The 25,297-nt window shown below is 68.6% G+C and carries 19 protein-coding genes; 9 read left to right on the top strand and 10 right to left on the bottom strand.

What is annotated here, in order from left to right; all coding sequences use genetic code 11:
* Positions 1-373 precede the first annotated feature (373 nt).
* The 3 genes from KUA19_RS19065 to gyrB form a co-directional block, all read right to left on the bottom strand.
* Positions 374-1,114 carry a DUF3566 domain-containing protein gene (locus tag KUA19_RS19065; RefSeq protein ID WP_217397330.1) on the bottom strand — a complete coding sequence of 247 codons (741 nt, stop codon included), beginning with the start codon at positions 1,112-1,114 and terminating at the stop codon, positions 374-376.
* A 3-nt stretch (positions 1,115-1,117) separates the two neighbouring features.
* Complete coding sequence (gene gyrA / locus KUA19_RS19060) at positions 1,118-3,622, bottom strand: DNA gyrase subunit A (protein WP_217397329.1); 2,505 nt, start codon at positions 3,620-3,622, stop codon at positions 1,118-1,120.
* A 112-nt stretch (positions 3,623-3,734) separates the two neighbouring features.
* Positions 3,735-5,693 carry a DNA topoisomerase (ATP-hydrolyzing) subunit B gene (gene gyrB / locus KUA19_RS19055; RefSeq protein WP_308167510.1) on the bottom strand — a complete coding sequence of 653 codons (1,959 nt, stop codon included), beginning with the start codon at positions 5,691-5,693 and terminating at the stop codon, positions 3,735-3,737.
* Positions 5,694-6,194: 501 nt separating this feature from the next.
* Here gyrB and KUA19_RS19050 point away from each other — a divergent pair.
* Positions 6,195-6,749 (top strand): hypothetical protein, encoded by a 555-nt coding sequence (locus tag KUA19_RS19050; protein WP_217397328.1) that lies wholly within the window; start codon positions 6,195-6,197, stop codon positions 6,747-6,749.
* Between the two features lie 91 nt (positions 6,750-6,840).
* Here the strand turns inward: KUA19_RS19050 and KUA19_RS19045 are convergent, their stop codons facing one another.
* From KUA19_RS19045 to dnaA, 6 genes are all read right to left on the bottom strand, one after another.
* The gene (locus tag KUA19_RS19045) at positions 6,841-7,365 is read right to left on the bottom strand and encodes a hypothetical protein (RefSeq protein ID WP_217397327.1); all 525 of its coding nucleotides are present in this window, start codon (positions 7,363-7,365) and stop codon (positions 6,841-6,843) included.
* A 37-nt stretch (positions 7,366-7,402) separates the two neighbouring features.
* Positions 7,403-7,930 carry a DciA family protein gene (locus tag KUA19_RS19040; protein WP_308167509.1) on the bottom strand — a complete coding sequence of 176 codons (528 nt, stop codon included), beginning with the start codon at positions 7,928-7,930 and terminating at the stop codon, positions 7,403-7,405.
* Positions 7,923-9,026 (bottom strand): DNA replication/repair protein RecF, encoded by a 1,104-nt coding sequence (gene recF, locus KUA19_RS19035; protein ID WP_217397325.1) that lies wholly within the window; start codon positions 9,024-9,026, stop codon positions 7,923-7,925. Before recF ends, KUA19_RS19040 begins: the two co-directional genes overlap by 8 nt.
* 7 nt (positions 9,027-9,033) lie before the next feature.
* On the bottom strand, positions 9,034-9,924 hold the full coding sequence (gene gnd, locus KUA19_RS19030; protein ID WP_217397324.1) for a phosphogluconate dehydrogenase (NAD(+)-dependent, decarboxylating): 891 nt from the start codon (positions 9,922-9,924) through the stop codon (positions 9,034-9,036).
* A 50-nt stretch (positions 9,925-9,974) separates the two neighbouring features.
* Positions 9,975-11,120 carry a DNA polymerase III subunit beta gene (gene dnaN / locus KUA19_RS19025; RefSeq protein WP_217397323.1) on the bottom strand — a complete coding sequence of 382 codons (1,146 nt, stop codon included), beginning with the start codon at positions 11,118-11,120 and terminating at the stop codon, positions 9,975-9,977.
* Between the two features lie 775 nt (positions 11,121-11,895).
* Positions 11,896-13,524 carry a chromosomal replication initiator protein DnaA gene (gene dnaA, locus KUA19_RS19020; RefSeq protein ID WP_308167508.1) on the bottom strand — a complete coding sequence of 543 codons (1,629 nt, stop codon included), beginning with the start codon at positions 13,522-13,524 and terminating at the stop codon, positions 11,896-11,898.
* A 670-nt stretch (positions 13,525-14,194) separates the two neighbouring features.
* On the opposite strand from dnaA, the gene rpmH reads away from it, so the two are divergent.
* The 8 genes from rpmH (at position 14,195) to KUA19_RS18980 (ending at position 20,293) form a co-directional block, all read left to right on the top strand.
* Positions 14,195-14,332: a 50S ribosomal protein L34 gene (gene rpmH / locus KUA19_RS19015; RefSeq protein ID WP_212828526.1), complete on the top strand. Its 138-nt coding sequence runs from the start codon at positions 14,195-14,197 to the stop codon at positions 14,330-14,332.
* A 19-nt stretch (positions 14,333-14,351) separates the two neighbouring features.
* On the top strand, positions 14,352-14,813 hold the full coding sequence (gene rnpA, locus KUA19_RS19010; RefSeq protein WP_217397321.1) for a ribonuclease P protein component: 462 nt from the start codon (positions 14,352-14,354) through the stop codon (positions 14,811-14,813).
* Positions 14,810-15,106 (top strand): membrane protein insertion efficiency factor YidD, encoded by a 297-nt coding sequence (gene yidD, locus KUA19_RS19005; protein ID WP_212828528.1) that lies wholly within the window; start codon positions 14,810-14,812, stop codon positions 15,104-15,106. Before rnpA ends, yidD begins: the two co-directional genes overlap by 4 nt.
* Positions 15,103-15,978 carry a membrane protein insertase YidC gene (yidC, locus tag KUA19_RS19000; RefSeq protein ID WP_254549634.1) on the top strand — a complete coding sequence of 292 codons (876 nt, stop codon included), beginning with the start codon at positions 15,103-15,105 and terminating at the stop codon, positions 15,976-15,978. Before yidD ends, yidC begins: the two co-directional genes overlap by 4 nt.
* 94 nt (positions 15,979-16,072) lie before the next feature.
* Positions 16,073-16,756 (top strand): Jag family protein, encoded by a 684-nt coding sequence (locus KUA19_RS18995; RefSeq protein ID WP_308167507.1) that lies wholly within the window; start codon positions 16,073-16,075, stop codon positions 16,754-16,756.
* A gap of 38 nt (positions 16,757-16,794) precedes the next feature.
* Entirely contained in the window at positions 16,795-17,499 is a 705-nt protein-coding gene (gene rsmG, locus KUA19_RS18990) for a 16S rRNA (guanine(527)-N(7))-methyltransferase RsmG (RefSeq protein ID WP_308167516.1), read from the top strand.
* Between the two features lie 453 nt (positions 17,500-17,952).
* Complete coding sequence (locus KUA19_RS43985) at positions 17,953-19,221, top strand: ParA family protein (RefSeq protein WP_302499374.1); 1,269 nt, start codon at positions 17,953-17,955, stop codon at positions 19,219-19,221.
* 34 nt (positions 19,222-19,255) lie between these two features.
* Positions 19,256-20,293 (top strand): ParB/RepB/Spo0J family partition protein, encoded by a 1,038-nt coding sequence (locus KUA19_RS18980; RefSeq protein ID WP_217397320.1) that lies wholly within the window; start codon positions 19,256-19,258, stop codon positions 20,291-20,293.
* Positions 20,294-20,995: 702 nt separating this feature from the next.
* On the opposite strand, the gene KUA19_RS18975 is transcribed toward KUA19_RS18980, so the two are convergent.
* Complete coding sequence (locus tag KUA19_RS18975) at positions 20,996-21,481, bottom strand: hypothetical protein (RefSeq protein WP_217397319.1); 486 nt, start codon at positions 21,479-21,481, stop codon at positions 20,996-20,998.
* Positions 21,482-25,297: the final 3,816 nt, after the last annotated feature.

Genomic DNA, 25,297 nt, shown 5'->3' with positions numbered 1-25,297 from the left:
CCGCCACGGCCGCCCTGCCGAACCGCCCGGGTGCCGCGCGCCTCCCGGGAGCGTGACGGGGGTACAGGCGGACGAAGCTCGTGCAGTTTCGGGGAAACTGCACGAATCTTGGCGTCCTTTCCAGCACTTTCCCCGAAACTGCTGCGATCTTGTGCGCGGCGCGGGGCGGGGCGCGGCGGGGCGGGGCGGGGCGGGGCGGGGCGGGGCGCGGCGGAGCGGCACGGCGTTCCGGCCGGGGACGGCAAAGATCGCGGGCTGCGGTCGTACCCACACCGGTTCGTGTTGGTACGACCGCGACCCGCGATCTCAGAGCTCGACCCACCCAGGCCAGGTACTGGCGTCCGGGCCGCGGGCTACCGCGGCCCGGCAGACGTCAGTCCCGCTCGGCCAGCGTGATCTCGATGCCGCCGACCAGGTCGGCGCAGACGTTGTAGATGAAGGCGGACAGGGTCGCCAGCGCGGTGAACAGCACCACGTTGATCGCGCCCAGGATGGCCGAGGTGCCGATCACGCCGCCGGCGCTGATGCGGAACGCGCCGCCGCCGCCGTTGGACGTGAACAGGTCGGCCAGGGTGCCGTTCAGCGAGTTGAACACACCCATCGCGTCCAGTGCCAGGTACAGCACGGACGTCGCCACCACGATGACGACGAGCAGCACGAACGACACCGCGAAGGAGAACTTCATCACCGACCACGGGTCGATCCGCTTGATGCTGAGCCGGGCCCGGCGCGGTCCACGCGAGGCGGACGTGCCGGCGCTGGAGCGCGCGGCCCGGACCGCTTCGGTGACCCGTACGGCGCCGGCGCTGGCGCTGCTGACCACCGAGCGCAGAGCCGACGAGCCGGCTGCCGCTCGGCCGGTCGCCGTGGCCGGTCGCTCGGCGCCGGTGGCGTTTTCGCCGTCCGGCACCGGCATGCCCGCCGGTCGCGTGTACGTGGCAGCACCGCTGCTACCAGCCTGGTCCTGGGCCGGGGTCGGCTCGGACTGATCTGCGGGGACTGTCGCGCGGCCCACGGCCGCCCGGCCGGTCGCCGCGCCGGCCTCGCCGCCGTCCTTCTCGACCGGGTTAGCCGGTGCCCCCGCGGCACCCGACATCGCCTGTGTCTCCGTCATGCACTAGTCCTGTTCGTCCGGCTCATCGGCATTGCGGGCAATGGCGACGAGGGTTACGCCTTCTGGGAGGTCCATCAGCTTGACACCCATTGTGTTCCGATCGCGCGTCCGCCGCACGGGCTTCACCGGAGTTCGGATAACTCCGCCGTTACTCGTGATAGCGAAGAGCTCGTCTTCCGGGCTGATAACGACCGCACCCACCAGTCCGCCACGGCGTTCGGTGATCTTTGCGGTCAGTACGCCCTTACCGCCCCGGCCCTGGACCGGGTACTCGTCGATCGGAGTGCGCTTGGCGTAGCCGCCGTTGGTGGCCACGAGGACATCCAACACGTCCATGCCGTCGCGGACCACCTCCATCGCGAGCAGCTCGTCGCCCTCGCCGAAGCGCATGCCGATGACACCCGAGGTGGCCCGGCCCATCGGCCGCAGCGCCTCGTCGGTCGCGTTGAACCGGATCGCCTGCGCCTGCTTGCTCACCAGGAGCAGGTCGTCCTCTGCCGCGATCAGGGCCGCGCCGACGAGCTCGTCGTCGTCGCGGAGGTTGATCGCGATGATGCCGCCGCTGCGGTTGGAGTCGAACTCCGCCAGCGCGGTCTTCTTGACCAGACCGTTCTTGGTGGCGAGCACCAGGTACGGCGCGACCTCGTAGTCGGCGATCTCGATCACCTGGGCGATCGACTCGTCCGGCTGGAAGGCGAGCAGGTTGGCCACGTGCTGGCCCTTGGCCACCCGCGAGGCCTCCGGGAACTCGTACGCCTTGGCGCGGTAGACCCGGCCCTTGTTCGTGAAGAACAGGATCCAGTCGTGGGTGGAGCAGACGAAGAAGTGGCTGACGATGTCGTCCTGCCGCAGCGTCGCCCCGGACACGCCCTTGCCGCCGCGCTTCTGCGAGCGGTAGAGGTCAACCTTTGTCCGTTTGGCGTAACCGGTTCGGGTGATGGTGACGACGACGTCCTCGCGGGCGATGAGGTCCTCCATGGAGACCTCGCCGTCGAACGGGATGATCTTCGTACGCCGCTCGTCGCCCCACTTGGCGACGACCTCGCCCAGCTCCTCAGAGATGATCTTCCGCTGACGCTCCGGCTTGGCCAGGATGTCCTTGAGGTCGGCGATCTCGATCTCAATCTTGGCGAGCTCGTCGATGATCTTCTGACGCTCCAGCGCGGCCAGGCGGCGCAGCTGCATGTCGAGGATCGCGGTCGCCTGGATCTCGTCGACTTCCAGCAGCTGCATCAGGCCGGTCTTGGACTCCTCCGCGCTCGGCGAGCGGCGGATGAGGGCGATGACCTCGTCGAGCATGTCCAGCGCCTTGACCAGACCGCGCAGGATGTGGGCCCGCTCCTCGGCCTTGCGCAGGCGGTACGCCGTCCGGCGCTGGATGACCTCGATCTGGTGCGTGACGTAGTGCAGCAGGAACTGGGCCAGGTTCAGCGTGCGCGGCACGCCGTCGACCAGGGCCAGCATGTTGGCGCCGAAGGTCTCCTGCAGCTGGGTGTGCTTGTAGAGGTTGTTCAGCACCACCTTGGCGACGGCGTCGCGCTTGAGCACGAGCACCAGTCGCATGCCGGTACGGCCCGAGGACTCGTCGCGGATGTCGGCGATGCCGCCGAGCTTGCCCTCCTTGACCAGGTCGGCGACGCGCTCGGCCAGGTTGTCCGGGTTGACCTGGTAGGGCAGCTCGGTGACGACCAGGCAGGCGCGGCCCTTCTTGTCCTCCTCGACCTCCACCACGGCGCGCATGCGGATCGAGCCGCGGCCGGTGCGGTAGGCCTCCTCGATCGCGGCGGTGCCCACGATCAGACCCCGGGTCGGGAAGTCCGGGCCCTTGACGATGCGGATGGCCTCGTCCAGGACGGTCGCCTCGTCGGCCTCCGGGTTCTCCAGGCACCACTGCACGGCCTTGGCGATCTCGCGCAGGTTGTGCGGCGGGATCTTGGTGGCCATACCGACGGCGATGCCTTCGGAGCCGTTGACCAGCAGGTTCGGGAAGCGCGACGGCAGGATCGTCGGTTCCTGGTTACGGCCGTCGTAGTTCGGGATGAACTCGACCGTGTCCTCGTCGATGTCGCGCAGCAGCTCCATCGCCAGCGGGAACAGGCGACACTCGGTGTATCGCATGGCCGCGGCGGGGTCGTTGCCCGGCGAGCCGAAGTTGCCGTTGCCGTCGATCAGGGGGTAGCGCAGCGACCAGGGCTGGGCCATGCGGACCAGCGAGTCGTAGATCGCGGTGTCGCCGTGCGGGTGGTAGTTACCCATCACCTCGCCGACGACGCGGGCGCACTTGAAGTAGCCGCGGTCGGGGCGGAAGCCGCCGTCGTACATCGCGTAGAGGATCTTGCGGTGCACGGGCTTGAGGCCGTCGCGCACATCCGGCAGGGCACGGCCGACGATGACGCTCATCGCGTAGTCGAGGTACGACCGCTGCATCTCCACCTCGAGCCCGACGGGCTCGATGCGGCCGTGGACGCCGAAGTCCTCTTCCGGCCGGGAGTCGGGAGTCTCGCTCACTGTTTAGAACTCTTTCCCACGTCTATAGCTGAGAAGCTGTGGATAACGCTGTGGATCAGTGGCCGTCCTGTGGATAAACGTGCTGTTTACCCACAGGACGACAGCAGGCGTATCAGATGTCGAGGAACCGGACATCTTTCGCGTTGCGCTGGATGAACGAACGGCGCGCCTCCACGTCCTCACCCATCAGCACGCTGAAGAGCTCGTCGGCGGTTGCCGCATCGTCCAAGGTCACCTGACGCAGGGTGCGGGTTCCCGGGTTCATGGTGGTCTCCCACAGCTCCGGGTAGTTCATCTCGCCCAGACCCTTGAACCGCTGGATGTCATCCGGCTTGGCGTTGGGCTTGGTCTCCTGACGCAGGCGGATCAGGCCGTCGCGCTCGCGGTCGGAGTACGCGTACTGCGCGTCGTCGCCCTTCTTGTTCCACTTGATCTTGAACAGTGGCGGCGAGGCGAGGTAGACGTGGCCCAGCTCGACCAGCGGCCGCATGAACCGGAACAGCAGCGTGAGCAGCAGCGTCTGGATGTGCTGGCCGTCGACGTCCGCGTCGGCCATCAGCACGATCTTGTGGTACCGCAGCTTCTCGATGTCGAACTCGTCGTGGATGCCCGTGCCCAGCGCGGTGATCAGCGCCTGGACCTCGTTGTTCTTGAGCACCTTGTCGATGCGGGCCTTCTCGACGTTCAGGATCTTGCCGCGAATCGGCAGGATGGCCTGCACCCGCGGGTCGCGGCCCTGCTTGGCCGAGCCGCCCGCCGAGTCGCCCTCGACGATGAACAGCTCGCACATCTTCGGGTCGGTCGACTGGCAGTCGGCCAGCTTGCCCGGCATCGAGCCCGACTCCAGCAGCGACTTGCGCCGGGCCAGCTTGCGTGCCTGGGCGGCGGCGATGCGGGCACGGGCCGCCTGCGAGGCCTTGCCGATGATCATCTTGGCCTCGGCCGGGTTGCGCTCCAGCCAGTCCGCCAGCCACTCGTTGCAGACCTTCTGCACGAAGCTCTTGACCTCGGTGTTGCCGAGCTTGGTCTTCGTCTGGCCCTCGAACTGAGGGTTGCGCAGCTTCACCGAGATGATGGCAGCAAGACCCTCGCGGATGTCCTCACCCGAGAGCTTCTCGTCACTCTTGAGGATCTTCTTGTCCGCGCCGTACTTGTTGACGATGGTCGTCAGCGCCGCACGGAAGCCCTCTTCGTGCGTGCCGCCCTCGTGCGTGTTGATGGTGTTCGCGAACGTGTAGACGCTCTCGCCGTACGACTCGTTCCACTGCATCGCGATCTCGAGCGCCATGCCCTCGCCGTCGGCGTCGAACTCGATCACCGACTTGTGGATGGGGCTCTTGGTGTTGTTGAGGTGCCGCACGAAGTCGGAGATGCCGCCCTTGTAGCAGAAGGTCACCTCGCGAATGTCGACTTCCTCGTCACCGGCGCTGGCCAGCGGGCGCTCGTCGCGCAGCGCGATGGTCAGGCCGCGGTTGAGGAACGCCATCTCCTGCACCCGGCGGTAGATGGTCTCGAAGTTGAACTCGACCGTCTCGAAGATCGTCGCGTCCGGGTAGAACGTCACGCTGGTGCCGGTCTTGGTGGTGGGCTCACCCTTCACCAGCGGGTCGGGCTTGGTGTTGTGGTACGTCTGGGTCCAGACGTACCCATCCTTCTTGATCTCCAGGTCGATCCGGCGCGACAGCGCGTTCACCACCGAGATGCCGACGCCGTGCAGACCACCGGAGACCGCGTACGCCTGGCCGTCGAACTTGCCGCCCGCGTGCAGCACGGTCAGCACGACCTCGACGGTCGGCCGCTTCTCCTTGGGGTGCATGTCGACCGGAATGCCACGGCCGTTGTCCACCACGCGCACGCCGCCGTCCGCCGTCAGCGTGATGAGGATGGTGTCGCAGGCTCCCGCGAGCGCCTCGTCGACAGCGTTGTCGACCACCTCCCAGATCAGGTGGTGCAAGCCACGCTCACCGGTCGAGCCGATGTACATGCCGGGGCGCTTGCGTACCGCCTCCAGGCCCTCCAGAACGGTGATCGACGATGCGTTGTAGTCGCTGTTCTGCTTCTGCGCTGCCACTCTCAATCCCTCCTCCGCCGCCACCAGACGGCGGGGACAACGTTCCGGCCTGCACGCCCCGCATCGGCGGGGCCGGGGTCGTCAGACCTGGTCATGAGCGTCACGGGGCGTACGTCGCACACCTGCCGGCCAGCGGCGGACGCGACGACCCCACCCGGTGTCGCGCACGACGGTCCACCCAGTGTTCCTACTCTGGCAGCGATCCTACTTGGTCGAGCCGACAATCGCCGCACGGGAGCACCCCCAGTACGCCGTTTCGCGCCCCTCACGGCCACGTAGCCGCCCGAACGGCTCCGGGCGCAACTCCCCCCACGGCTGAGCGCGCGTGCTCCCCGCCTCGGCGGTCGGAGCGCCGATCCGCGCCACCTGAGCGCCGTTCGGGCGAGAAGCACCGGTTCAGAGGGTCGCGCCGGGGCCCCGGTATGCCGTAAGTTGCGCTCGCCCCCTGTGCTCGCCATGACCGGCAGAGCCGGGACGCAAACCCCTACGCGAGAGGCTGAGATGGGGCTGGACAACGTCGCCGTGCAGTGGCCGCGCACCGGAAGGTTCTACGACCCGGTCGCCCCCGCGGAATTCGTCGACTTCGCCGAGCTGGCCGAGCAGCCGACGACGGCAGCGCCGACCGCGGCACTGGCCGGGCACATCGCCCGCACCGGGACGGTGCGCGCCACCGCGTACACCGAGGTGATCGACCTGCTGCTCGGCCTCAAGGGTGTGCTCTACGCCACTGAGGCGGCCGAGGAGGACGAGGACCCGGTCATCGACCCGGACGGCTGCGCCTGGATCGCGGGCGGGCTGGAGAAGTTCGTCGCCGGGCACCGCCCGCACGGCGAGACCGTCACCTTCGACAGCGTCGCCGCGGTGCTGCGGGCCGCCCTGTCCGACTCGCGCCTGCCCGAGCAGCAGCTGCGCTGGCTCGAGCAGCGGCTCGAGGCGCTGCGCGAGGAGACCGACGGCGACCCGCAGTGGAGCTTCCCGCTCTCGGAATTCAGCGTGCTGGCCCAGTTCTACCGCCGCTGCGCCGACCGCGGCTTCGCGGTCTACGCGGAGAGTTGATGCTCTGCTGCTGGCGCCCGCCTTCGCGGGCGCGGCGATCGGCCTTTGAAGCCGACCGCATCGGCGCGTCGCTACATCGCCTGCGGCGATGTCACGCTCCTTTACCGATGCGGTCGGCGGCCGATCGCGGGGTGCGGCGGCGTAGCAGGAGCCAACCCCCCAGCACCACGATCACGACGGTGGCGCCGGTCGCGATCAGTACGCCGTACGGCATGTCGCCGCTGAGGGGCACCTCCGGTGCCGAACCGAGCGACTTGTTGCCGATGCACAGGTCGGTGCGGCCCTCACGGCTGTACACGAAGTAGCGGTTGCCCTCGACGAAGTCGAAGCCGCAGCTTGGCCCCTCGACCGCGGTCTTGACCTCGACCTCGCCCGTGGCCTGACCTTTGACCACCGACTCGACCTTGAGGGTGGCGGTGAGGTCGCCGGAGCCGTCGTTCAGTAGCGGACGGTCGATATCCACGACCACCCCGGTGAAGGCCAGATCGGCCCAGTCCAGCGACTCGGCCGGTTTGAAGTCGGCACAGCTGCACGCACACGCCGTCGTCGTCGGGCCAAGCACCAGCAGAGATGCCGTCGACAGCACGACGGCCAGAGTCGCCCACAGTTTCCGCATGGCTCTCAGACAGCCCAGCCGACTGTCGGGTTCCCGCTCAGCCGTAGGTGTCGCCGGGGCCCGAGCCACGCACCCGCTTGCGGCCGTGCGACCAGGACGGGGCGGCGGGGCCGTGGATGTGCAGCTTGGTGACGACGTTGTGGCCGACCACCCCGCCGATCCGGCCGAGGATGGTGCGGGCCAGCAGCCGCAGCTGGGTGGCCCAGGCGGTCGACTCGGCCTCGACGGTCAGCTCGCCGTTCTCCAGCTTCACCGGGCGGCTGTGCGCGGCGACGTCCGGGCCGACGACCTTCTCCCACTCGCCGAAGACGGTCGCCTCGGCGGTGGGCCGCTGCCAGCCCCGCTGCTTCATCAGCTTGGCGAGGACGTCACCGAGCTTGGCCGGGTCGCGCGGGTCCGGGCCGGGGCCGGAGTAGCCGCGCGGTCGGTAGCGCCGGTTGGTGTCCCCTTGGGCGGCCGCGGCCTCAGCCCGCGCGGCGCGTTTCTTCAGCGCCGCGTCGAGCGCGGCTCGGGCCAGCTGCGGGCCGTTCGACTCAGGCTTCGGCGTCGGTACGGACTCAGACACGTGCCACCTCCCCCGGCTCCACCCGGAATCTTGCCCCGCGCAGCGACGCGGGCACATCAGCCTCGACGGCACAGGTCACGATCACCTGGGCGGCGTCGCCGATCAGCGCGGCCAGCCGCTCCCGGCGGCCCGTGTCCAACTCCGCGAAGACGTCGTCGAGCACCAGCACCGGCTCGATCCCGTCGGCCCGCAGCAGGCTGTACCCGGCCAGCCGCAGCGCCAGCGCGTAGGACCACGACTCACCGTGGCTGGCGTACCCCTTCACCGGCAGGTCGCCCAGGCGCAGCACGAGATCGTCGCGGTGCGGCCCGGCCAGGGTCGTCCCGCGGGCGACCTCGTCGGCGCGCACCTCGGCCAGCGCCGCCAGCAGCGCCTCCGGCGTCGGGTCGGTCACCGACCCGCGATACTCGGCCACCGCCTTGCCCGTGCCCGCGCTCACCTGCTGGTAGGCGTCCTCCAGGAACGGCGAGAGCTGCTCGACCAGGGCGAGCCGGGCCCGCAGCAGCTGCGCGCCGTGCTCGGCGAGGTGGGTGTCCCACACCTCCAGCGTGCTCAGGTCGCCGCCCTGCCGGGTCACCTTGCGGGTCAGGTACGCCGTGCGCAGCAGGGCGTTGCGCTGCTTGAGCACCCGCTCGTAGTCGGCCCGTACCGCGGCGAACCGGGGCTGCCGGGCCACCAGCAGGTCGTCCAGGTAGCGGCGGCGCTGGTCGGGCTCGCCGCGCACCAGGGAGAGGTCTTCGGGGGCGAACAGCACCAGCCGCAGCGCGCCGAGGATGTCGCGCGGGCGGCGGGCCGGGGAGCGGCCCAGCCGGGCGCGGTTGGCCCGGCCGGGAATGATCTCCAGCTCCACCAGCAGCTCGCGCTGCTCGTGCACGATCGCGCACCGGATCACGCCGGTGCTCGCGCCGACCCGGACCAGCGGCGCGTCGGTGGAGACGCGGTGGCTGGCCAGGGTGGCGACGTAGCCCATCGCCTCGACGAGGTTGGTCTTGCCGACCCCGTTCGGGCCGATCAGCACGTTCGGTCCGGGCTCGAAGTCGACGCCCACCCGTGCGTACGAGCGGACGTCGACGAGTTCGAGCCTGCGGACGTACACGCCAGGCTCAGCCGGCGGGCTTGGTGTCGACGGCGCGCACGGCGTGCCCACCGAACTGGTTGCGCAGCGCGGCGATCGCCTTCATCGCGGGCGAGTCGTCCTGGCGGGACTCGAACCGGGTGAACAGCGCCGCCGAGATGACGTGCAGCGGCACGGCGAGGCGGATCGCCTCCTCCACGGTCCACCGGCCCTCGCCGGTGTCGTCGGCCCAGCCCTTGATCTTGTCCAGGTGCGGGTCGGCCTCCAGCGCGGCGTCCATGAGGTCGAGCAGCCACGACTTGACCACGGTGCCCTCGCGCCACGACTTGAAGACGCCGGGCACGTTGGTGACGAGTTCGGAGGCCTCCAGCAGCTCGTAGCCCTCGGCGTAGGCGTGCATCAGGCCGTACTCGATGCCGTTGTGGACCATCTTGGCGTAGTGGCCGGCGCCGACCGGGCCGGCGTGCACGAAACCGAACTCGCCGGCGGGCTTGAGCGCCTCGAAGATCGGCATCAGCCGGGCGATGTGCTCGTCGGAGCCGCCCGCCATCAGGCCGTAGCCGTACTCCTTGCCCCAGACGCCGCCCGAGACGCCGACGTCGACGTACCCGATGCTCTGCTTCGCGAGACGCTCGGCGCGGGGCCCATCGGAGGTGAACCGCGAGTTGCCACCGTCAATGATCACGTCACCGGGGCTGAGCAGCGCGGCCAGTTCGTCAATCGCCGCCTCGGTGACCGCGACAGGCACCATCACCCACACCGCGCGCGGCGCCTGCAGCTTGGCGACGAGGTCGGCCAGGCTTTCGGCGTCCGAGATCTGCGGGTTGTGGTCGTATCCGACGACGTCGTGACCGGCCTCGGTGAGGCGGTCCCGCATGTTGCCGCCCATCCGACCCAGTCCGACCAGTCCGAGCTGCATGTCTTCCCCCTTGGTGCGGTTGTGCTGGTGCCTTGGTGCTGCCCGCTCGGTCAGCGGCCAACCCGGATCGGCATGATCAGGTAGCGGAAACCGGGAATCACACCGTCATCGCCGGCGGGGGTGATCACAGCGGGCTTGAACGGATCGTTGAACGAGAACACCGCCGTCGGTGCGCCCAGCGCGCCCAGGCCCTCGATCAGGTACTGCGGGTTGAACGCGATCGTCATCGCCTCGCCGGTGAACGTGGCGTCCATCGCCTCGCTCGCCCGCGCCTCCTCGGTGCCGCCGGCCTCGACCACGAGACCATCCTCACTGAAGCTCAGCCGCACCGGAGTCGCTTTCTCCGCGACGAGCGAGACGCGCTTGACGACCTCGACCAGCGCCGAGACCGTGACCCGCGCCTCGGAGGCGTAGCTGGGCGCGAACAGCGACCGCACCGGCGGGTACGACTGCCCGTCGAGCAGGCGGCTGGTGGTGCGCCGCGAACCGCCGACCTTCGAGCCGCCGACGAAGCCGATCATGCCCTCACCGGCACCGCCACCGGCGAGCGCGATGGTGACGTCGCCGCCGATCGGGCCGAGCGTCTTGGCGGTATCGGCCAGGGTGCGCGCGGGCACCAGGGCGTTGACGTTGATGGAGGCGTCGTCCGGGGTCCAGGTGATCTCCCGGATGGCCAGCCGGTACCGGTCGGTGGCGAGCAGGGCCAGCGAATCCCCGGTCAGCTCCAGCCGCACGCCGGTCATCATCGGCAGCGTCTCGTCGCGTCCGGCCGCGATGGCGACCTGGGCCACCGCCGAGGCGAACACGGCCGCGTCCACGCGACCGGCGCTGGCGGGCAGCTCCGGCAGGGTCGGGTAGTCCTCGACCGGCATCGTCGGCAGGGTGAACCGCGCACTGCCGCACACCAGCTCCAGGTGCGAGCCGACAGCGGCGATCTCCACCGGCTTGGCGGGCAGTGCCTTGGTGATCTCGGCAAGCAGACGCCCGGAGACCAGGGTCGCGCCGTCGGCGTCGGCCTGAACCTCGACGTCCACCTGGTTGGAGACCTCGTAGTCGAAGCCCGATACGTGCAGGCGGCCGTCGGCCACGCGCAGCATCACTCCGGCGAGCACCGGTACTGACGGGCGGCTGGGCAGGCTCTTGGCCGTCCAGGCCACGGCGTCGGCGAGCGCATCACGCTCCACTCGGAACTTCATCTTCAGCCTCCATGGTCACGTTGATGCTGCCTTGCTGACCGGTAAAACCTTAGGACCTGCGGGCGATCTCTTCTCGCCGACCCCTGTGCACAGCGAGGCCGTACGGCATCCACACCTGCCCGCTCCCCGATGATTGTTTGTTTTCTCTCTTTGAGATAACTGACGTCTTCATCATCGGTCCTGTGGAAACTGTGGATTTCCCCTATATCCGCAGCTCAGAGCACCTGTGGGGGTGTGGATGAGCGGTGGACAGCGCGTGGATAACCAGCCTGTTTCTCCACAGGCGGAGCTTCGTCCACCGGTTGTCCACCGACGTCCACAGGTTATCCACCGTCAATCCCCAGGGTTTCTCCCCAATCTGTGGACACCGGGCCGGGTCGTTCTCCACAGCGATATCCACCGATCTTGCTCGGCTGTCCACGGATCATGGGCCTGCGTCCACACCCCGTCCACATCCTTTCCACAGCAAGATTTTTCCCCAGTTCTTCGTCCACATGCGTCCACAGCCCGTCCACAAGAAATCCACCGGGTTATCCACCGGGTTTTCCACCGTTGCTGTGGACAACGAGGCAGTGATTCGACAAGTTTCTATGGCTGCGCGATCATCCCCAGCCTGTGCACAACCGGTGGGGAAACATCCTTGCCCGGGGGTACGACAGCCCAGGTCCACCGATGCGAACGCCCCGCGCGGCGGTCGGCCGGGCGGGGCGTCGGGACGTACGGAGTAGCTGCCGGGACGTACGGAGCATTGCCGGGACGTACGGAGTAGCTGAGGTCAGTTCTGCTTGATGCGGTTGGTCAGCTCGGCGATCTGGTTGTAGAGCGAGCGGCGCTCGGCCATCTGCTGCCGGATCTTGCGGTCGGCGTGCATGACCGTGGTGTGGTCGCGGCCGCCGAAGGCCTGTCCGATCCGGGGCAGCGACAGGTCGGTCAGCTCGCGACACAGATACATGGCCACCTGGCGGGCGTTGACCAGCACCCGCGAGCGTGAGTGCCCGCGCAGATCCTCCAGGCTCACCCCGAAGTACTCCGACGTCGACATCATGATCTGGTCGGCGGTGATCTCCGGTGCGGCGTCGTCGGGGATGAAGTCGCGCAGCACCTCCTCGGCGATGGACAGCTTCACCTGCTCCCGGCTGAGGTTGGCGTACGCGGTGACCCGGATCAGGGCACCCTCGAGTTCGCGGATCGAGTTCGAAACCCGCGAGGCGATGAACTCCAGCACGTCCGGCGGGGCCAGCAGCCGCTCTTGTGCCGCCTTCTTCTGCAGGATCGCGATGCGCGTCTCCAGGTCCGGCGGCTGGATGTCGGCCAGCAGGCCCCACTCGAACCGGGTCCGCAGCCGGTCCTCCAGCGTCGACAGCGCCTTGGGCGAACGGTCGGAGGTGATCACGATCTGCTTGTTGGCGTTGTGCAGGGTGTTGAAGGTGTGGAAGAACTCCTCCTGGGTCCGGTCCCGCTTCTCGAGGAACTGGATGTCGTCGATCAGGAGAATGTCCACATCCCGGTAGCGGCGCTGGAAGGCACTGGCCTTGTCGTCGCGGATCGAGTTGATGAAGTCGTTGGTGAACTCCTCGGTCGACACGTACCGGACGCTGCGGGCGTGGCCGAGCTCCTGGGCGTAGTGACCGATGGCGTGCAGCAGGTGGGTCTTGCCCAGCCCGGAGCCGCCGTAGATGAACAGCGGGTTGTAGGCCTTGGCCGGCGACTCGGCCACGGCGACCGAGGCGGCGTGGGCGAACCGGTTGGACGCGCCGATGACGAAGGTCTCGAACCGATACTTCGGGTTGAGCTTGTTGCCACCCGACTCCCACTGCGAGCCGGGCGTGGCCCCGGGGCGCCGATCCTCGCGCATGGCGCCGAGCCCTCCGCGCGGGTCGACCGGGCCGGTGCCGCGGCCGGGACCGGAGTCCGGCGGGCCGTCGCGGTCGGGCACCCGCATCGGGGAGGTGCGGGCGGCCACCGGCTCGGGATGACGCGGCGTCGGTACGCCGAACAACGCGTCCTCTCCATCGGCGGGCGGCGCGACCACCTGGTGCTCCGCCGGTGCCGCCGGGAACGGCGTGGAAGTAGCGAAGGAAGGGGCCGGTGGGGCGGGCGGATACTCCGGTGGCGCCGTCGCGGGTGCCGCGGCCGGGCGGCCGCCGGACTCGTCGGGCGGTCGGATCTTCACGGCGACCTGGACGGGGCGACCCATGATCCGCGACAGCGTGTCGGTGATCGCGGTGCGCAGCTTGATCTCGATGACCTCGCGGATGAACGCGTCCGGGACGCTGAGCAGGACCAGATCGTCCACCACGGCGAGGGCCTGGGTCAGCCGCAGGTACGCCCGGTGCTGCGCCGAGACGATCTCGTCAGCGAGCTCGTCGGTGGCGGCCAGCCACACGGCGTTGAGGTCGCTCACTTGTGAGCCTCGTTCATGCGGTCGACCCTTCGGTTGCCGTGTGCGTCTGGTCCAGTCCGGGGGCGCCGATGCCGTCAGCACCGCCATACCGCTGCGATCAATGACGGGGTAATCACGGTCCGTGGTTTTCCCCTGGGTTATCCCCCGAAACCGCGGGGTTCTCCACAAGTTATCCACAGGCTGTGTGTCGATCGACATCCGGGGTCCGGCTACGTCGGACGTCCGCGTGCGCCGCGTCGGCACATGGCAGACGGCCCACCGTGCCGAACGAGCCACCATATTGCCCGGTTTTGCGAAAACCGCCACAATTAGCGGTCAGTCCTCCCGGCCGGGCACCACGGCACGCTAACAGGGTTATCCACAGGCGTCCACTCGTTGTCCACAGCTTCACTCTCGGTGAGTGTTGATAACGACACCCTCAGTTGCCATCAAGCGGACGCTGTTGACACGATGAGTGAGCTGCGCAGAGTTCTTGGCGGACATAGACGGCACGTGTACCCTGGAGCGGTTGCTCCATCACCCTCTGCTAGGGTGTCGGTTGCGGCCTATGCCCCCGGTCAGAACCGTGTCGAGAACTGTTCCCGACACACCAGCGGCCGGGTGCTCAACCCGCGAATAGCTAGTACTTCCCCGCATCGAAACGTGCGGGGCGATCCCCAGGAGACCTGACGTGAGCAAGCGCACGTACCAGCCGAACAACCGTCGGCGCGCGAAGACCCACGGCTTCCGGCTGCGTATGCGGACCCGTGCCGGTCGCGCGGTGCTGTCCTCGCGCCGGGCCAAGGGCCGCGCCCAGCTGGCGGTCTGAGCCCTCCGGGCCTGACGCGATGCTGCCAGCGGCGCACCGGTTGAGGCGGAGCAGTGACTTCGCCGCCGCCGTGCGCGCGGGCCGCCGAGCAGGACGTGGCGCCGTAGTGGTGCACCTGATGGTGCCCGCCGGTGCCGAAGCACAGACCACGGCGTGGTCGGAGTGGGAAACCGCCCCCGACCACGCCGTTGTCATGCCCGGGGACGGGTTTGCGGAACCGGCGCGAGTCGGGTTCGTCGTCTCCAAGGCGGTGGGTAAGGCCGTGACCCGCAACCTGGTCAAGCGGCGGCTGCGGCACCTGGCCGCCGAGCGGGTGGCCCAGCTGCCCGCCGGAGCGCTGCTGGTGGTGCGCGCGCAGCCGCAGGCGGCCTCGACGCCGTACGCCCAACTCGGCCGTGATCTCGACGCCGCGCTCACCGCGGCGACCCGTGGTCGCGCGGACAAGGGTCCACGCCACACTCCGACGGGAAACAGGCCATGAGCCCGACCGAGGTCCCGCGACCTACGACACTGCCCGGTCGCGTGCTGGCACTCCCCATCATCGCGTACCGTCGTTGGGTGAGTCCGGGCCTGCCGGCCCGCTGTCGGTTCTACCCGTCCTGCAGCGCCTACGCGCTGGAGGCGATCGCGCGCCACGGCGCGCTGCGGGGGTTCTGGCTCGGGGTCCGGCGGATCGGCCGCTGCCATCCCTTTCACCCGGGCGGATACGACCCAGTGCCACCCGCACGCGAAACCCGCCGCAGTACTGATGTGACTGGAGCAACACCCTCATGATGGGACTGATCTACTCGGTCATCTCCTGGCTCTTGTTGGCCTGGCACAGCGTGTGGGCAAAGATCCTGCCGGGAGTGAACTTCCTCCAGACCAACTGGGACTGGATCCTCGCGATCATCTTCCTGGTGCTGACTGTCCGCGCCGTCCTGTTCCCGCTGTTCGTCAAGCAGATCCGCTCCCAGCGGGCCATGCAGGCGCTCCAGCCGCAGCTCAAGGAGCTGCAGGCGAAGCATAAGGGTGACAAGGAAACGCTCCAGCGCGAGATGATGGAGCTGTACCGGCGCGAGAAGGCCAACCCGCTCATGGGCTGCCTGCCGCTGGTGCTGCAGATGCCGGTGTTCATCGCCGTCTTCCACATCCTCAAGCGCCTGGGCACCGGCACCAGCGACAAGACCCTCTACGGCTGGACCGCCGCGCAGTTCGACAGCGCCGCCGCGGCCAAGCTGTTCGGCGTCTCGATCGGCGCCACGTTCCGCGATGGCGGCCGGGCCGCGATCCTCTGCGGCATCCTGGGCATCGTCATGATCGCGACCACGTACATGACCAGCCGTCAGATGATCCTCAAGACCGGCTGGTCCGAGGACCCCACCCAGAAGACCATGCAGAAGCTGATGCTGTACGGCATCCCGGCGACGCTGATCATCTCCGCGGTGGCGTTCCCGCTCGGTCTGATCATCTACTGGACCACCACCAACCTGTTCTCGCTCGGCCAGCAGATGTGGGTGCTGAAGAAGTACCCGCCGCCGAAGATGGGCGGCAAGGTCGAGCCGAAGCAGCCCGTGGACCCCGAGGTGGCCAAGGCGCTCGCGCCGAAGGTGGGCGCCAAGCCGACCAATCCCAAGCGCAAGTCGGTGAAGAAGAACGTCGGCTGAGGCCGACCGCCACCCCCCGCAGACCTGCTCGTGGCCGGCGCGTTTCGGCGCGCCGGGCACGGGATTTGATGGATCGAATACCACGGAGAAGATCGTGACGGACCAGACTGAGCTGGACGACGTGGCAGTCGAGCGCCTTGGAGCTGCCGAGGACGGCGTGGCGGAGGAGATCGACGACGTCGACGACGTCGCCGTCGAGGGCGACGACGAGGACGACGAGGACGACGACGCCGACGAAGAGGGCGACGCCGACGAAGAGGGCGACGACGACGCGGAGGGTGCGGACGCCACGGCGACCCCGAAGCGCAAGGCGGCCTCTGACGCGGACCTGTTCCGGCAGAGCGAGATCGCGGCGGACTACATCGAGGGCCTGCTCGACATTCTCGACGCCGACGGCGACATCGACGAGCTGGTCTCGGCCGGGCGTCCGGTGGTCGAGGTGGTCGGCAGCAAGTTGCAGTCGCTGGTCGGCCCGCGTGGGGCGACCCTGGAGGCGCTGCAGGAGCTGACCCGCCTGGCCATCTTCAAGCAGACCGGCGAGCCCAGCCGACTGCTGCTCGACGTGGGCGGCTACCGAGACCAGCGCCGCAAGGAGCTGGGCGCGCTGGCCAAGAACGCGGTCGAGAAGGTCAAGCAGTACGGCGAGGCCGTCAAGCTGGAGCCGATGTCGGCGTTCGAGCGCAAGTGCGTGCACGACGTGGTGAACGCGTCGGCCGGCGTGCAGAGCGAGTCGGAGGGCGTGGAGCCCAACCGCCGGATCGTGGTTCGTCCCGCGTGAGTTCCGACGACTTCACGGAGCCGGTCATCCCCACGGGGGTGGCCGGCTCCTCTCTCTCACCCGAACTGCTGCCCGCCGCCCAGGCCCTGTTCGGGCCGCGGCTGCCGTTGGCGTCTCGCTATGTCGAGCTGCTGGCCACCGACGGGGTGCTCCGCGGCCTCATCGGCCCGCGCGAGGCACCCCGGCTGTGGGACCGACACCTGCTGAACTGCGCCGCCGTCGCGGAACTCATTTCCCCGGCCGCCACGGTCGTCGACGTGGGCTCCGGCGCCGGATTGCCGGGTATCGTGCTCGCAGTGGCTAGACCGGATATTTCCGTCATCCTGGTCGAGACACTGGCACGTCGGACATCTTTCCTGGAAGAAGCCGTCTCCGAACTCGGTCTGACCGAGCAGGTCAGCGTCGTACGTGGGCGGGCCGAGGAGCAGGTGGGCCTGATCGCCGCGGACGTGGTCACCGCCCGCGCCGTCGCACCGCTGGATCGGCTGGCGGGCTGGTGCCTGCCGCTCGCCGCGGTCGGTGGTCGGCTGCTGGCGCTCAAGGGCGCCTCGGCAGCCGAGGAGATCGCGGAGCATGCGGTGGCGGTGGCCCGGCTCGGTGGCGGTACACCCGTCGTTCACCAGTGCGGGGTGGGCCTGATCGAGCCCGCGACCACCGTGGTGGAGATCGTCCGGGAGCGTGAGGTCGTGCCGAAGACAGCCAGGCCGTCCAAGCGGGCGAGCCGCGGAGGGCGCCGGCGCTAGCGCGACGCTAGCTTGACCCGCCGGGCACCCTCCACTCACGGGAGGGGTGCAGCGGTGGCGAAGCAGCGAGCGGGCAGATCCGGTATGCCGGTTCGGATACAGCTACCGTCCGCTCTCTCCGTCGCCCTCGCCCCTCCCCTGCCCCGGACTCTCGCAGGCTCCCTTCCGTACGCCCTGCGTCGAGCGATCGCGGCGCACGGCGACGGCTGTACCTCGTGGACGCCTGGTTTCTTCGTCTATGTCCGTCCGCGCGGCGGTTCGTCGACTGCCCAAGTGGACGACCGCGGTAGCGTCCGCCGCCCGACCGCCGTAGGCTGGCCGCGCGTCGATAATGTGGATCCGACTGTCGCAGGTGCGGATGCACCGCCGGCAGAGACGCCAGCGCGCGCCGGACCGGCCGGCGCCGCCATCCGATCCGATGCGGGCAGGGATGACACGGTGCAGGAATACGGCATGAGCCTCCCCCGGGGCTCCCACGGCGTTGTTTCACGTGAAACATCAACCCCGGCGCAGCGCGGCGCCACCGACCGAGTGGTCGGCGCGCGGCCAACCGCCCCGAACGTCTACATGTCAAGCACGGCCACCCCGGGCGCGACCCCTGGCAGCTCTGGCGGCCCGGACGCGACGGGCTTCCGGGCGACGGCCTCCGTGCCGCCGCCCAGTGGCGTACCGGCGGTGGAGGTCTCCCCTACTCCGCACGGCGCCACCGGTTATGTGCCGGCGTCGGCTCCCCCGGCGAACCGGCCCGCACCATCCCCACGCCCTCAGCCCAGTTCCACGCATGTCGCGGCTGAGGATCAGAACGCCACCGCGTACGGTGCTTCTGACGTGAACGCGACACCAGGCGATTCGGAGGACCCACCGTTGGCAATGGAAGCGATGCGCGCCGTGCAGATCCTGAACCCGAGCGGCGAGGTGACAATGCCTCGGCCGACCCGGCAGCGCGTCATGTGCGTCGCGAACCAGAAGGGTGGCGTCGGTAAAACCACCACCACCGTGAACCTCGCGGTGGCGCTGGCCCTTTACGGCAACCGGGTGCTCGTGGTCGACCTCGACCCGCAGGGCAACGCCTCGACCGGGCTGAACGTCCCGCACCACGCGGGCGTGCCCGACGTCTACGACTGTCTGATCGACCAGGTGCCGATGGAGGAGGTGGCGCAGGCGGTCGAGGGCATCCCGAACCTGTACTGCGTACCGGCGACCATCGACCTCGCCGGTGCGGAGATCGAGCTCGTCTCGGTCGTCGCCCGCGAGTCCCGCCTCGGCCGGGCGATCCAGTCGTTCCCCATGGAGTTCGACTACGTCTTCATCGACTGCCCGCCGTCGCTCGGCCTGCTCACGGTCAACGCGCTGTGCGCCGCGCAGGAGGTGCTGATCCCGATCCAGTGCGAGTACTACGCACTGGAGGGGCTGAACCAGCTGCTGAACAACATCAACCTGGTGAAGGCCCACCTCAACCCGAACCTGGACGTCTCCACCATTCTGCTGACCATGTACGACCGCCGCACCCGGCTGGCCGACGCGGTGGAGCAGGACGTGCGCAACCACTTCGGCGAGAAGGTGCTCACCTCCGTGATCCCTCGCAACGTGCGGGTTTCGGAGGCGCCGAGCTACGGGCAGTCGGTCATGACCTATGATCCCGGTTCGCGCGGAGCGACCAGCTACTTCGAAGCCGCGCAGGAGATCGCCGAGCGCGGCGCGAAGATCGGAGTCGTGGCATGACCGAGTGGACTGACATGGAAGGCGAGGTGCGGGCATGACCGCCCCCGGCCGACCCAAGGGAGGTCTGGGCCGCGGTCTCGGTGCCCTCATCCCCACCACCCCCGCTGCGGGCGCTCCAGCGCCGGTAGCGGCCCCTGCCCCCGCTCCCCCGGTTGAGACCACGGTCTCGGCATCGGCGGCCGCGGTCGAGGCGGTGGCGGTGCCGGTGCCGGTCGTACCGGTCCAGCCGAGCGGTTCGGAGCTGGCGCCGGTCCCTGGTGCTCGCTTCGCTGAGGTTCCGGTCGGCTCGATCGTGCCCAACCCCAAGCAGCCCCGGCAGATCTTCGACGACGAGATGCTGGACGAGCTGAAGATCTCCATCCAGGAGGTCGGCTTCCTGCAGCCGATCGTGGTGCGCGAGATCGGCCCCGACAAGTACGAACTCGTCATGGGTGAGCGCCGCTGGCGTGCCGCGCAGGCGGTCGGCAAGGACATGATCCCGGCCATCATCCGGGACACCCGAGACGACGACATGCTGCGGGACGCGCTGCTGGAGAACATCCACCGCGCACAGCTGAACCCGTTGGAAGAGGCGGCCGCGTACCAGCAGCTGCTGGAGGAGTTCGGGGCCACGCACGACGAGCTTGCCAAGAAGATCGGTCGTAGCCGCCCTCAGATCTCGAACACCATCCGACTGCTGAGCCTGCCCCCGCAGGTACAGGTGCGGGTGGCGGCGGGGATCCTGTCGGCAGGGCACGCTCGGGCGCTGCTCAGTCTGAACAAGCCTGAGGCCCAGGAGCAGCTGGCCACGCGCATCGTCGCCGAGGGGCACTCGGTGCGCGCGACCGAGGAGCTGGTGAAGCTCGCGAACATGGACGACGACCAGGCCAAGGAGCCCGCGGCGAAGCGGCGTACCAAGCCGCACGCCCCGGCGCTGGTCGACCTGGCGGACCGCCTCTCGGATCGGTTCGACACCCGGGTGAAGGTCGACATCGGCCGAAGCAAGGGAAAGATCACGATAGAGTTCGCCACGGTGGACGACCTGGAGCGGTTGGTGGGAATCTGCGGGGTGGAGATGTTGTGTTTTTGGTAAATGACGGGGGCCGCCCTCGGGCGGCCCGCTTCATTTTGCCTGTACAGCAGGACCGGGACCGCGACGAACGGCTGATGCCAGCCCCGCACTCCCCCGGCCCGCCCATCCTCTGCCGCTGTCGAGGGGTTGGGCGTGGCAGAAGGGCGCCAGGCCCGGGGGTGCGTACCGCGCCGGTCAGGCAGCCGGGCACGCTGTTCTTCCGGCCCGATTCGGGGGCTTGGGTCGCCGCCCACTCTCGTCGAATCGGCGTACCCCAGAGCAAAGCCCTCCGACGAGCCGGTTCCGCGCCTGGACGTGCTCGACACCTCATCCGGCGGCACGCTGGTGTCGGGGCTCTCCGCCGGCCAGACCACCACCTCAAGATCCGTTCGGTCCGGCAGAGGACGTGCGCCATCGAGCCGCCCGGGGTGGCCGGTATCCAGGCTCCAACTTCTCACCTTCGGCGGGCGGTAGCCGGAACCGACCACCTGTCACCGAGGATCGCCGGGACACTCGGGTGCCCCTCCCCGCAGTGGGTCGCCGCGACGGCGGCCAGGGGTCGCATACCGGGCCCGGCATCGGCCTGGGAGCTCATGCGTGCGGGTACGTCACCTCACGCTCGGATGGAGTCGAGCGAGCGACATCGGCAAGCGATCTCCCCGTATTGGCGAGCCCGGAGTGCTCGCTCAAGGAGCCGGGTCTGCTTTGGCCCAGACGATGCGGTCAGGCCGTGGTCCGAGACAAGTCCATGATCCAGTTTGTCGTCCAGGTGTGACCCTCGTCGAGGGAGAACGCCTGCTGCCATCGGGCAGAGTCCGGACCATCGGTCGTCCACTCGAACCGCACCTTCACCGGTCGACCGCCGAGCACGTCGTCACAGTTGAAGACGCCCCTGCCGTCGCGCCACACCCCCTCGACCGGCGGGTCGAGATGTCCCGCCCGGCGGGTGGACGCCCACCAGATTCGCCATACCTGTGCCTGCGGGTCGAACTGGCGCAGGGTGAACCCCTCGAATGGGTCCTCGCCAGGTGGCGCGTCCGTCCAGATGCGGTCCACGTGGCCCAGCCCGCCCAGAATCGGTTCGGCGTGTGCGGTCGCACCGAACTCGATCCATTCGGAACAGGCTGGGTCGGTGACATCGCGGAGCTTCCGGTTGCGTACCCGCCATCGTCCGAAGATGAAGTCGAAGTCGTTGCGGCCATCGTTCATGGGTCTCCTCCTGTGGTGCTCGCTTGGCAGCGGGTCCGATCATGCCTGCTGCCACCGACAGGAACAGGACGAGTGACTGCTGTCCGCACGCGAGGCGTACGCGTCTGACCCTCGGCGGTGGCTCCCTGGACGTGCTCGACGGGGTGGCGGGCGGGGTGCGTGCTCGCGGGGGGTCAGCGCAGGTGTGATCGCTTGATCCCCGTGTCGCCCCGCCAGTCGGTCATGACCGGAGAGGATCCGGATGTAGGGGGCCGAAGACTGCGCCGGTTGTGGCTACGTGGACGCCCCGTGGCAGATTGCCTTGCGGGTTTAGCGGGGCGTTCAGACAATCCGGTGCCGGGGTGCCGGGGTGCCGGGGTGCCGGGGTGCCGGGGTGCCGGGGTGCCGGGGTGCCGGGGTGCCGGGGTGCCGGGGTGCCGGGGTGCCGGGATTCGATGTTTCACGTGAAACATAGCCCCGGGGGTTGCGTCGGATCGCCCCCCCGTGTCTGGAGTTCTTCGGAAGTCTTAGCTGCGCTTCCGATTGCGAGCCCTGGGCGGATGGCGAACACTGCCCGGTGCCCGGTGCCCGGTGCCCGGTGCCCGGTGCCCGGTGCCCGGTGCCCGGTGCCCGGTGCCCGGTGCCCGGTGCCCGGTGCCCGGTGCCCGGTGCCCGGTGCCCGGTGCCCGGTGCCCGGTGCCCGGTGCCGTCTACGTTTCACGTGAAACAAGAAGATCCACGAGAACGCCACTCGGTGTCCTCGCAGCTTCTCCTGTGTGAGGCCAGCGGTTGCAGCTCCCGGCGCGGTGGGCAGGTCGATGGCCAAGCGATGGCCAGCACCAAGATGTCTGCCCGGGGAGCGCAACCTGGGGCATGGGCGGCCCTCATAGAGCGGGCCGGTTGACTTCGACCGACGAGAACTGATCCCCCCGCCTGTCCTCGACGGCTCGGCGCGGTAGGACGCGGGCCGCGGCTGGGTACGTGCCGCCCCTCCTGGTCGACGCTTGGATCGAGTTGAGCCCGCCACATCTGTATTCCTCGGATTCGTGGACCGCACTGGCACATCCGCTTGGGGCGGGGTCCGAACATCCGGCCATCTCTGAGGACCGCGCTGGAGGCCACCGAGGCGCCCAGCCGCAGCGGTGGACCGACGCCTGATTGGGACCCGGTGCCAACTGCCGACCGGGATTCGGCGCCGACGCTCACTGTGTCCCCCAGATCCGAACGAGGCCTGACGCATCCCAACGGACCAGCTTCACTTCCGGGCGACGTGACAGTATTGGTCGCCACCTGTTCGACCAGACATCTGATCGTCTCGAGGGCGGAGCCCGCCCTCGGTAGTACGAGTGAGGTGAACCTGGCGGCACTTTCGCAGCGCCGACATGAACCGCCTCACCCGCGTCGTAGGGCAACCCTTCGCACCTCAGTTATCCGGGCGAGCAAGCTGGCTAGTGCCCCAGCGACGAAGCCGCATGCATGGCGACTGCCAAAGGGGCCGTGCCACTCCGCCATGGCGGACCATGCCTACCTGCACGAGCCCGGCGTCCGATCCCGCCAGATCCCTACCGATCCCCAACTTCGGGTTCTGCGCACTCACCACGAACAGGTCCGATACGGCACCCGACATGCGGCAACGACATCCCGCGGGCCACAGCAAGCCCTGCTTCCCCGTCTTACCGTCGCCCCCGGCATCCGACTCGGACGACGATGTCGCCATCGGTCGCAGAGATTGTCCGGTGCGGTCTGGGCTCAGGCTGATCTCGACGCCCACGGCCGTTGTCGTGTCGGCACGCCAACCAGAGCCGGCCGGAAGAGCGGCCCCTGTGTGCTTCCGTTGGGGTATGGCGTCAGCGAGAGGGGCGCCTCCGGCAACGGCGGCGGTTGGTCTCAGCGACTAGACCTACCTCGACGCTGGAGTCGCGGTGTTGGTACTGCCGCCTTCTGCGTGCTCTCCGGTCAGCTCTGCCTTCCTGCTCGCGGTCTATCGCTGGCACTCGCGACCGCCACTGGCCGAGCCGGCATGTAGGAACAGGCTGGCGTCAGGTCTGTCGATCGAGTGGCCTACGGCCTCGTTGCCAACCCAGTGCGTTGTCCCCGGCTGGTGGTGAGCTCGGCGGGTTGACGGCACGACATCGGGCCGAGCGGGAAAGCTAAGCCAGCTGATGCAGACGCTGGCGTCGCCGGTTCTGTTGCTCCACTCCTCTTGGAACGTGAGCAGCCCGACGGTGTCGTGTCAGATCGGGCTGCGGGTACAGCTGCTCGACGGTGGAGGCGGGCACTGGGAGGAAACAGGGACGGGTCTTGGACCGCCCGCCGATCATTGCGTTTCACGTGAAACACGATGATCGAGTGCGGCCGGGTTCGGCGATCGGGCGGATCGAGATGGCAATGAGGTTGATGAGGCTGAAGTGGGACCTAGTGGCTAGGTGCCACAGACGGTGCCCATCGGGGCCGCCAGTGGTAAGTCCGCTCCGACAACCAGCTCTGCGGTCGCCATGGACCAAGTCGGTTGCTGACACGGTCACGCACTTCCAGTTGCCGGCGGCCGTTGGTGCGCTAGTCGTCGCGGCCCTCGATACGGTCAGGTGCCTGGAAGACAACCGGCCGCCGCGGGTGCACCGGTATTCGAGGTTTGGACCTAGGCCGCCGTCGGCAGCTGATGCCAGGCCACGAGCCGCGTAATCGTACGGGGCGAGGTGACAGTCTCGACGGCAAAACCCCATGGCCTGTCACGGGCAGCTGGCCGCGGTACACGCATTCGAGCACATCTGCCTTCACCCAGCGCACGCCGCACGTGCTACTGAAGTCGCCCCTTCCAGCTGAGGTGCGAACCTGCGTTCCGACGTACCGGCGTGCCTTTGTCGCTGAGCGGCTCTCCCGACCAGAGCCGGAGTACTCAGCCCAGGGCCGCTGAGGGGTCCGCGGCTGAGCAGTGGTGCCGTCGACCTGTTACGCATCCGCATCTCCTCTTATCTCCCTTTGGCGATTGGGGTGGGTACGACTTGGTGGTGAGGTACGAAGTTGGCAGGATCAGCCGCCCCTCACTCGCTCAGTAGACCGGCGGAGCGAATGTTGCCCATGGCGGATGGCCGCAGCTGATCGGATCCGAACGCTCCTTCATCCTCAATCCCCGCGACGGACCCATCACCTCCTCAGCGACGGACGGATGGGACGGTTGGATACGACGGAACATCGGGTGCTGATGACCGACTGGGACCGTGGAGCCAGTGCGTTGCGGCTACCCCTCCCCCACCGGATCGAAGTGAGGGTCATCGGCGTCGACGATGCGCAGCATCAAGTCAGGCTTCGACGCTGCTGTGCTCTGTCTGTTGGCACCGACGCCGGAACAACCCGAGACCTCGCGTTGACGCGCGCCGAGTTCGTGGTGTCTCCTGCCAACGTGCTTCAACCGCTGGCCAACACTCGGACAGGTTCGTCGCTGAGCAACTCTGAGTCGCCAGCTTCGTGGCGGTGCCGCCGGGAAGAATGAGGCATTCGGCTGGCGCAGTCTCGAAGAGCTGAGCACGGTCACCGGGGGACGGATCCTGGCCAGCTGACACAGAGACGCCACGACTCGGGAAGGCGGTGGCGGGAGCCAGAACGAACTTGCCTTCATTCGAGATGACCCGGGGACACGGTGCGACGTCCACGGCCTTAGGCATGTGTCCTCACGCTCGTTGTCGGCGCGTCCTGCAACGAGCGGAGAAGACCAGCGAAGAAGTTGGGCTGAAGCTGAGGTACAGCTGGGTGTCACCAGAGCAAGGAGCCTCGCGGGTTGGAACGCCCTCACACCCAGCGCTGGCAGCGAGGTGGCACCGTGTTCAACACCGCCGCCTC

It is taken from the genome of Catellatospora tritici, assembly GCF_019083965.1.
GTDB classification, from domain to species: Bacteria; Actinomycetota; Actinomycetes; order Mycobacteriales; family Micromonosporaceae; genus Catellatospora; species Catellatospora tritici.
The sequence above is the reverse complement of the archived record's forward strand: the minus strand, read 5'-3'. Positions and strand labels throughout refer to the sequence as shown.